Here is a 6,983-nt window from a genome sequence, read left to right as displayed (position 1 = left end):
AGCTGGGAAAGCTTCTGACCCAAGGTCGCTCTGCGAACTGCGAACTGCGAACTGCGAACTGCCATCGGCCCGCTGGCACGGCGGGCCACGGCAAGACGTTTGTTGGCCCTGCCTGCCTGTCCGCCTACCCGCCTACCGAGGCGCGACCATCGCGCTGCCTTGGCTTGCCGTCCCCGCTTGCTTGCCTCCTTGCTGATCTGAGCGGCGACAGTGCCGCACGCCCACGCCAGGACAGCTTGTCGCTGTGTGGCTGCGCTTGACCTGAGTCAATGCCCCTGAATTCGAAGCTCCCTAGCATCCATCGACCCAGCGCTAGCACAGGCTGTGGGCAGGCCTGCGCTGGCCGGACTTCAAAAGTTTGAACCGCCTTACGCAGGCATGGTCAGCCGACTAGTCTCAATCGGGCCTCGCCGGGACCTTGTTCCCATGCATGGCACGAGTGTTCGTGGCGCCAGCCCTGCGCGACTGGCAAATCGCAAGAAGACATGAGGAGGAGCGATGGACTATTTCAATCACCTGAAGATCGGGACCCGGCTGGCACTGACGCTGACCATCTTGACGCTGCTGTTGATCGGTGTGGGGCTGCAGAGCATCGTGCGCTCAGCCGACATTCAAAAGGGTCTGGAAGACATCGTCAATCGGCGCATGGTCATCATCGAGGAGGTGAACGAACTGCGCTTGGAGGTCAATCAGCAGGCGCGCAGCATCCGCAACCTGGCCATTTTCACCAACCCTGATCAAATCAAGGCGGAACTCGCGGAGTTGGCGGAGTCACGCCGCCAGGTCACCGAACTGGTCGCACGCGTGGACGCCAATGTTCAATCACCCAAGGGCCGCGAACTGCTGAAGCTCGCAGCGGACGAGCGCGTCAAGTTCCGCGACGGCGTGGATCGGTACGTCGCGCTGTTGCAAGACGGTCAGCGCGACGCCGCCATTGCCTATCTGCTCTCGGATGTGAGGCCGGTTCAGTTGGCCTATCTCAAGACCTTGGACCAGCAGATTGAGTTTCAGAAGTCCCTGTCACATGACGCGGGTGAGACCGCGATTTCGGAGGTGGAGACCTTGCGCGTCTCCGTGGCGGTGGCCATCGTGATCGCGCTGGTGGTGGCCTTTAGCCTGGGGGTGTGGATCGTCCGTTCCATCACCCGTCCCATCGAGGAAGCTGTTAACTTGGCGCAGGCCGTCGCCGCAGGTGACCTCAGCCGTGAGGTCAAATCCACGCGGCGTGACGAAACGGGGCAGTTGCTGCAGGCGCTTGGTGCCATGCAGCAAAGCCTGTCCAAGGTGGTGGGCATCGTGCGCCAGGGCTCGGAGTCGGTCGCCACGGCCAGCGCCCAGATTGCCCAGGGCAATCAGGATCTGAGCGCGCGCACCGAGAGCCAGGCCAGTTCTCTGGAAGAGACCGCCGCGTCCATGGAAGAGCTCGGGTCCACCGTCACGCAGAACGCTGACAACTCTCGACAGGCGAACCAGCTCGCGCAGAAGGCTTCTTCCGTCGCCGTTCAGGGCGGAGAGGTGGTCACGCAGGTGGTGGAGACCATGAAGGGCATCAGCGAATCGAGCAAGAAGATTTCCGACATCATCAGTGTGATCGACGGCATCGCCTTCCAGACCAACATCCTGGCGCTCAACGCGGCGGTGGAGGCCGCGCGCGCTGGTGAACAGGGACGGGGGTTCGCGGTGGTGGCCAGCGAGGTGCGCAACTTGGCGGGCCGCAGCGCGGAAGCGGCCAAGGAAATCAAGGCCTTGATTTCCGACAGCGTGACCCGTGTGGACGCGGGCGCCGCCTTGGTGGACCAGGCGGGCAGCACCATGCAGGAGGTGGTGCACAGCATTCGCCGCGTGACGGACTTGATGGGCGACATCAGCGCGGCAAGCACCGAGCAAAGCCAGGGCGTCGCGCAGATCGGCGAGGCCGTGCAGCAGATGGACCAAGTGACGCAGCAGAACGCGGCCTTGGTGGAGGAGATGTCGGCTGCGGCGAATAGCCTCAAGACCCAGGCCAGAGAGTTGGTGGACGCCGTTGCCGTGTTCAAGCTCGCGCATGGAGCTGAGCTGCGCGCAAGTGCGCTCGGACCGATGCCGGTGCACGCTCAGGCCTTGTCGACACCGAGGCCCGTCCAGCACACGTCGTCCGCTCGCGAGCCCGCGCGTGCCACGGGAACGCGGGCCGTCGGCGCCACGCCAGCCGCGAGCCACCCGTCCGTATCTGTCAAGCCTGCCGTTGCCGCCGCTCCCAAAACTCCGCCTGCCTTGCCGGCCGAGTCGGCGAAGTCGCCTGCGACCGCCGCAGGCGCAAGCGAAGAGTGGGAGACGTTCTAGGCGCCGGGCCTTTGTCAGCCGCTCAGGCGGCGAGGAAAGAAGCCACCTCGGTCAACTGGTCCGGGCTCAGGTTCTGCTGCTTCACGGCCTTGCCCAAGGCACTGTTGGCCGTGGACAGAGCTGCCGATGTGGCTTGAATCTGCGCCTGCAATTGCTGTAGTTTCGTTTGCCGCTGTTCCGGGCTCAGGCTGGCGTCGGACTGGACTTGCCGCATCTGCTGTTGTAGCTCCTGCAGTTTTTGCTTCAGCTCTCGGATGCGTTTCAGCAGGTCCTTCACCACGGAGGGCAGATCGCTTTCGTCGATGTCGGAATTGCCCGCCGCACCTGCTGGTCCCCCGCCCTGGGCAGAGAACATGCGTGCCACGGGTGAAAGATCCACATACACGCTCTTGTCACTGGCGCTAGCGCTGGTGTCGGAAGTGGCGCGCGCAGGCTCCTCCGATTCTGTGCGGGCCGTGGAGTTCGTCGGCCCGGCTGTCTTGATGCGCTCGCTCGTGGCTGGCGGCGCACCGGTGGTGATGCTCGAAACAGACACTGAACAATCCTTCCCCGTCATGCCGCGGGTTCAGTCCCTGTTATCGGCGGTTCAGCGTCTTTCTTGACCTGGTTTCCCTGGCGCGCTGCTCAAGCGTGGGCCGAGCCGCGCGTCGCCGCGCGTGCTTGCTGGCGGCAGTCGCTGCAGGAGCCGTACAAGGTCAGTTCGTGGTCATCCACCACGAAACCCCGGGGGGCCAGCTTTTGCATATTGCCCGGGCAGGCGTGCACGTCGAACACCCGTTGGCAATCGCGGCAGCGGAAATGGTGGTGGTGCTTGTGGCCTCTCAGCTCGTAGCGGGGCGGTTCGCCCGGCAACTCCACCGGCTGAATCTCGTCGGACTCCACCAGCTGCTTGAGGTTGCGGTAGACCGTGGCCAGGCCCAGCGCGGGCACCTCGTGCTGAGCGGCGAGCTGGATTTCCACGGGCAGCAAGGGGCGACCGGCGGCTTCCAGGGCCGTGCGGATCGCTTGGCGTTGACGGGTGGAACGTTCCATGGCGTGTTTGTGCGAGGTGGTCAGGTCTTTGGGTGTGCGGTGCTGGGCCTCAGGGCACCAGCGGTGCCAGCAAGGACGGGTTCATTTGCCGGTGTATTTGACGACGCGCGCGGCCTGCAGACTGTAGCCACTCGCGCCCATGTCGGAGCCGGTGCGCTCCAGGCTCAGTGTGCCGCTGACCCAGACCGCGCTCATGCTTTCGAAACCCTTGAGTGGTGTCTTCGAGCGCACGTGGATGATCTGGTTGGCGGGCGGCGGTGGCGTGTGGATGCAGGCGCCGAAGTATGGCACCAGCAAGAACTCACGCAGCCCATCCGCGCTGCGCTCCAAGGGCACGATGAACCCAGGGACCTTCACCGCCTTGCCCTTGAGCGTGGGCACCGTCGGCGCTTCGTCCCAGACCTTGCGCATGCGGTCGTAGAGTTCCTGCACTCGGTCGTCCGAATCAGGGAGGCCCATCAAATGTTGCAGGTCGCGGAATGAGTCGGCCGGATTCCAGTCTTGCGGTACCAGTTCCTCCCATTTCAGTTCCGCATAGTCGGCGGCGCGTGCGCCGTGCGACAGCGCGCCCAGCGCGAGCAAGACCACGGCAGCGCCGCGCAGCGTGGCTTGGATGAAGGCGGATGCATGGGCTCGCAACATGGTGGGATCAGACTCTCGGTGACAGGCCGTCGGCCAGGGACAAACGGTACGCGCGCCAGCCTGGCAGCAGGCTGGCGACCCAACCCGCGAGCAGCAGACCGGCGAGCAGCCAACCTTGCATGAGCGTGGGCTGCGACAACTGTAGCGTCAGTCCGAAATCCGCTTGCAACCACGGGCCGAGCGCCAACACGCAGGCCGACAAGGCCGCGATGCCCAAGCCGGTGCCCACCAAGGTCATCAGCAGGCCTTCGAGCGTCAGCAGCAGCAGCACGTGGCGCAGGCTGGCGCCGACTGCGCGCAGCACCGCCAGCTCACGCCGCCGCTCGTTCAGGCCCGCCAGCACGACCGACATCAGACCCGCCATGCTGACCAGGGCCACCAGTCCGGACATCAGCATCAGCGCCCGTTCACCGGCGCCCACCACGTCCCAGAGCTCGTCGAGCGCCACGCCCGGCAGGATGGACATCAAGGGCTCACCACCGAAGTTGTTCACCTGGCGCTGCACCGAGAACACCGCGGCGCGGTTTTGCAATCCCACCAATGCGGCGGTGACGCTGCGGGGCTGCAGGTTCATGCGCCGCGCCTCCTCGGCGCTGACGTGCATTCCTGGCAGCGGCATGCCCGCCATCCAGTCCACGTGCAGGGCTTCCATCGCCTCCAGGCTGATGTGCACCGTGCGGTCCACCGGGGTGCCGGTGCGCGCGAGCACGCCCACCACCGTGAAAGGCTTGTCCGCGTGGTCGGACAGGTTGATCTCGCCGGTGCCATGGGCCAGGGTGATGCGCTGTCCCACGCGGTAGCCCAACTGGTCCGCGACCTCCGCGCCGATGACCGCGTCGTACAAGTCCTGGAAGCGCGTGCCGTCCCGCAGCCGCAGGGGCTGCTGCTCACCATGACGGAAATGGTCGAAGTACGCCGTGGTGGTGCCCAGCACCGGGAAGCCCCGGTGCGAATCACCCAGGGACAGCGGCACGACCCAAGCCACGCCGCGCAGCTGCTGCAGCGCCTCGATGCTGCTCCAGCGGATGTTGTTGGTGGCCGCGCCCACGCGGAAAACGGCATAGAGCAAGAGCTGGATGGAGCCCGTGCGCGGCCCGACGATCAGGTCGGTGCCGGAGACAGCAGAAGAGAAACTGCCACGCAAATCGGTGCGCACGCGTTCCACGCCCAGCAGCATGAACGTGGACAGGGCGATGGAGCAGACCGTCAGCGCCAGGGTGAAACGCCGGTTCCAGGCACTGCGCCAGGCCAGACCGATCAGAAAACCGCGGGTCATGCCAGGGCCTCCTCGGGGCGCGCGGCCCGGTTGATCGCGGGCAGCAGCACCTGCCGACCGAAGCGCGCCGCGATGCGCCGGTCATGGCTGACCAGCACCAAGGCGCTGCCCGCGCGAGCGCAGGCCGACAGCAGCAGGTCGAGGAAGGCGTTGCGGCGGTCTTCGTCCAAGGCCGAAGTCGGCTCGTCGGCGATCACCAGGTTGGGCTGGCCGATCAGCGCGCGCGCGGCGGCCACGCGTTGCTGCTGGCCGACCGACAGGGTGTGCGCCGCTCGACTCCAGACCGAAGCGTCCAGCCCCATCCCGGCGAGCCAATGCTGCGCCGCTGCCAGCAAGGAGCCGTTGGCCTGCGCGGCCGCGTCACGGCGCCGCTCGGAGAAACGGCAAGGCAGCAGCACGTTGTCTAGTGCGGTGAGGTAGGGCAGCAGGTTGAACTGCTGGAAGATGTAGCCCACATGGTCCACGCGGTGACGGTCGCGCGCCATCGGGCGCAGGGCACCCCAGTCGGTGCCGAGCAGCGCGGCGCGTCCGGACTGGGGCAGCAGCACGCCGGCCATCAGCGACAGCAGCGTGCTCTTGCCGCAACCGCTGGGGCCGTGCAAGAACACGGTTTCGCCGGGCGCGACGGCGAAGTCGGCGATGTCCAGGCAGTCGCGCTCATCGCGCGGCCAGGCGAAGCGCAGGTCTTTCAACTCAAGGATGGGGGAGGTCATGGCGCAGGTTCAACGTACCAGGTTGAGGCGGGCCGCGTCCGGCCGCAGGTTGCGCTTGAACTGGCCTTGGGGCGTGGCGACCTGCGCGTCGATGGCGCGGATGCGCTTGAAGGCGTCGAACAGCTTCACGTCGATGAAGCGGGCCTGGGACGCTTTGGCGCAGTTGAAGACGATGTCCACATCGATGTCGGCGTGATCGTCGTCGGCGTGGCCTTTTTTGCCATCGGCGCGCTTCGTGTCGTCGTGACCGTGACCTTGTGGGTGATCCTCCTCCTTCTTCGGCTCGCCCAGACCGAGCACGGCCGAGCTCATCGTGACGCTCGACAGAGTGCATTCGGCGGCCGGGTCGGGCACAAACAGTTGCTGGGCCGCGTTCAGGCGAGCCACCATGTCCGAGACGCGCTTGCGTTCAGCGTCCGTGCGCGGCGCGCGCTCGAAACCCAGAAAGCCGTCCAGCGGCGATTCGATCGCCAGCGTGAGGGTCTGCGCATCGACCGCCACATCCAGCGACATCCGGCCATGGGTATGGGCATGTTGCTGTGCCAAAGCGGGCACGGCTGACGAGGCAGCAAGGATGGCAGCGAGGACTGGGAGCGCGCGGAAGGCGCGGCGAAGCGTGAAAGCGGACATGACATTCTCCTGACGCATCAAGAATCGGGGTGACAAAAGGTGGCTGAACTGCCGGCCTGGAACACAGCGCAGGACGGGTGTGAAAGATCGCCCAACCCGATGGTGGTCACCGGACCGCGCGATGGCCCATCATCCGCTGTTGTTATCAATTATTCATTATCATTTGTGTGCGGTGTGTATAGAAAAGCAAATGGAAAAGCAAACCGGCTTGTCGCATCGCCGGGTTCAGCCTGGTTTCAGGCCTGCCTGACACAGGCCGGATTTTCGTCACAAACCGCCCCACCCACGGCGGCAACCCCAGAGGAACAAGGACATGAACACCGACCGCCAGCCCATGTTTTTGGATGTCGTGGCAGGTTCGTGGGTTT

General features: G+C 65.4%; 8 protein-coding genes. 1 reads left to right on the top strand and 7 read right to left on the bottom strand.

Going from position 1 to position 6,983, the window contains the following annotated elements:
- Positions 1 to 498: 498 nt before the first annotated feature.
- On the top strand, positions 499 to 2,322 hold the full coding sequence (locus HGR_RS18005; protein WP_006298948.1) for a methyl-accepting chemotaxis protein: 1,824 nt from the start codon (positions 499 to 501) through the stop codon (positions 2,320 to 2,322).
- A 22-nt stretch (positions 2,323 to 2,344) separates the two neighbouring features.
- Here HGR_RS18005 and HGR_RS17405 read toward each other — a convergent pair whose 3' ends face one another.
- From HGR_RS17405 to HGR_RS17875, 7 genes are all read right to left on the bottom strand, one after another.
- Entirely contained in the window at positions 2,345 to 2,857 is a 513-nt protein-coding gene (locus HGR_RS17405; protein WP_006298947.1) for a hypothetical protein, read from the bottom strand.
- An 89-nt stretch (positions 2,858 to 2,946) separates the two neighbouring features.
- Positions 2,947 to 3,354: a Fur family transcriptional regulator gene (locus HGR_RS13935; protein WP_006298945.1), complete on the bottom strand. Its 408-nt coding sequence runs from the start codon at positions 3,352 to 3,354 to the stop codon at positions 2,947 to 2,949.
- 81 nt (positions 3,355 to 3,435) lie between these two features.
- Entirely contained in the window at positions 3,436 to 3,996 is a 561-nt protein-coding gene (locus HGR_RS13930) for a DUF3299 domain-containing protein (protein WP_006298943.1), read from the bottom strand.
- 7 nt (positions 3,997 to 4,003) lie between these two features.
- Positions 4,004 to 5,272, bottom strand: a complete 1,269-nt coding sequence (locus HGR_RS13925; protein ID WP_006298942.1) for an ABC transporter permease — start codon at positions 5,270 to 5,272, stop codon at positions 4,004 to 4,006.
- Entirely contained in the window at positions 5,269 to 5,985 is a 717-nt protein-coding gene (locus HGR_RS13920) for an ABC transporter ATP-binding protein (RefSeq protein ID WP_006298941.1), read from the bottom strand. The genes HGR_RS13925 and HGR_RS13920 overlap by 4 nt, the downstream gene beginning before the upstream one ends.
- A gap of 9 nt (positions 5,986 to 5,994) precedes the next feature.
- Positions 5,995 to 6,615, bottom strand: a complete 621-nt coding sequence (locus HGR_RS13915; RefSeq protein ID WP_039853681.1) for a DUF2796 domain-containing protein — start codon at positions 6,613 to 6,615, stop codon at positions 5,995 to 5,997.
- A gap of 145 nt (positions 6,616 to 6,760) precedes the next feature.
- The coding region (locus HGR_RS17875; RefSeq protein ID WP_237701421.1) for a hypothetical protein at positions 6,761 to 6,983 on the bottom strand (223 nt) is incomplete at its 5' end.

The organism is Hylemonella gracilis ATCC 19624 (assembly GCF_000211835.1).
In the GTDB taxonomy this organism is placed as follows: Bacteria; Pseudomonadota; Gammaproteobacteria; order Burkholderiales; family Burkholderiaceae_C; genus Hylemonella; species Hylemonella gracilis.
This window is presented reverse-complemented; position numbering and strand designations above follow the sequence as displayed.

Coding starts and splice junctions, on each gene's coding strand:
- HGR_RS13935 (WP_006298945.1), bottom strand. CDS start 3,354: ATGGAACGTTCCACCCGTCAACGCCAAGCGATCCGCACGGCCCTGGAA.
- HGR_RS13915 (WP_039853681.1), bottom strand. CDS start 6,615: ATGTCCGCTTTCACGCTTCGCCGCGCCTTCCGCGCGCTCCCAGTCCTC.
- HGR_RS13925 (WP_006298942.1), bottom strand. CDS start 5,272: ATGACCCGCGGTTTTCTGATCGGTCTGGCCTGGCGCAGTGCCTGGAAC.
- HGR_RS13920 (WP_006298941.1), bottom strand. CDS start 5,985: ATGACCTCCCCCATCCTTGAGTTGAAAGACCTGCGCTTCGCCTGGCCG.
- HGR_RS18005 (WP_006298948.1), top strand. CDS start 499: ATGGACTATTTCAATCACCTGAAGATCGGGACCCGGCTGGCACTGACG.
- HGR_RS13930 (WP_006298943.1), bottom strand. CDS start 3,996: ATGTTGCGAGCCCATGCATCCGCCTTCATCCAAGCCACGCTGCGCGGC.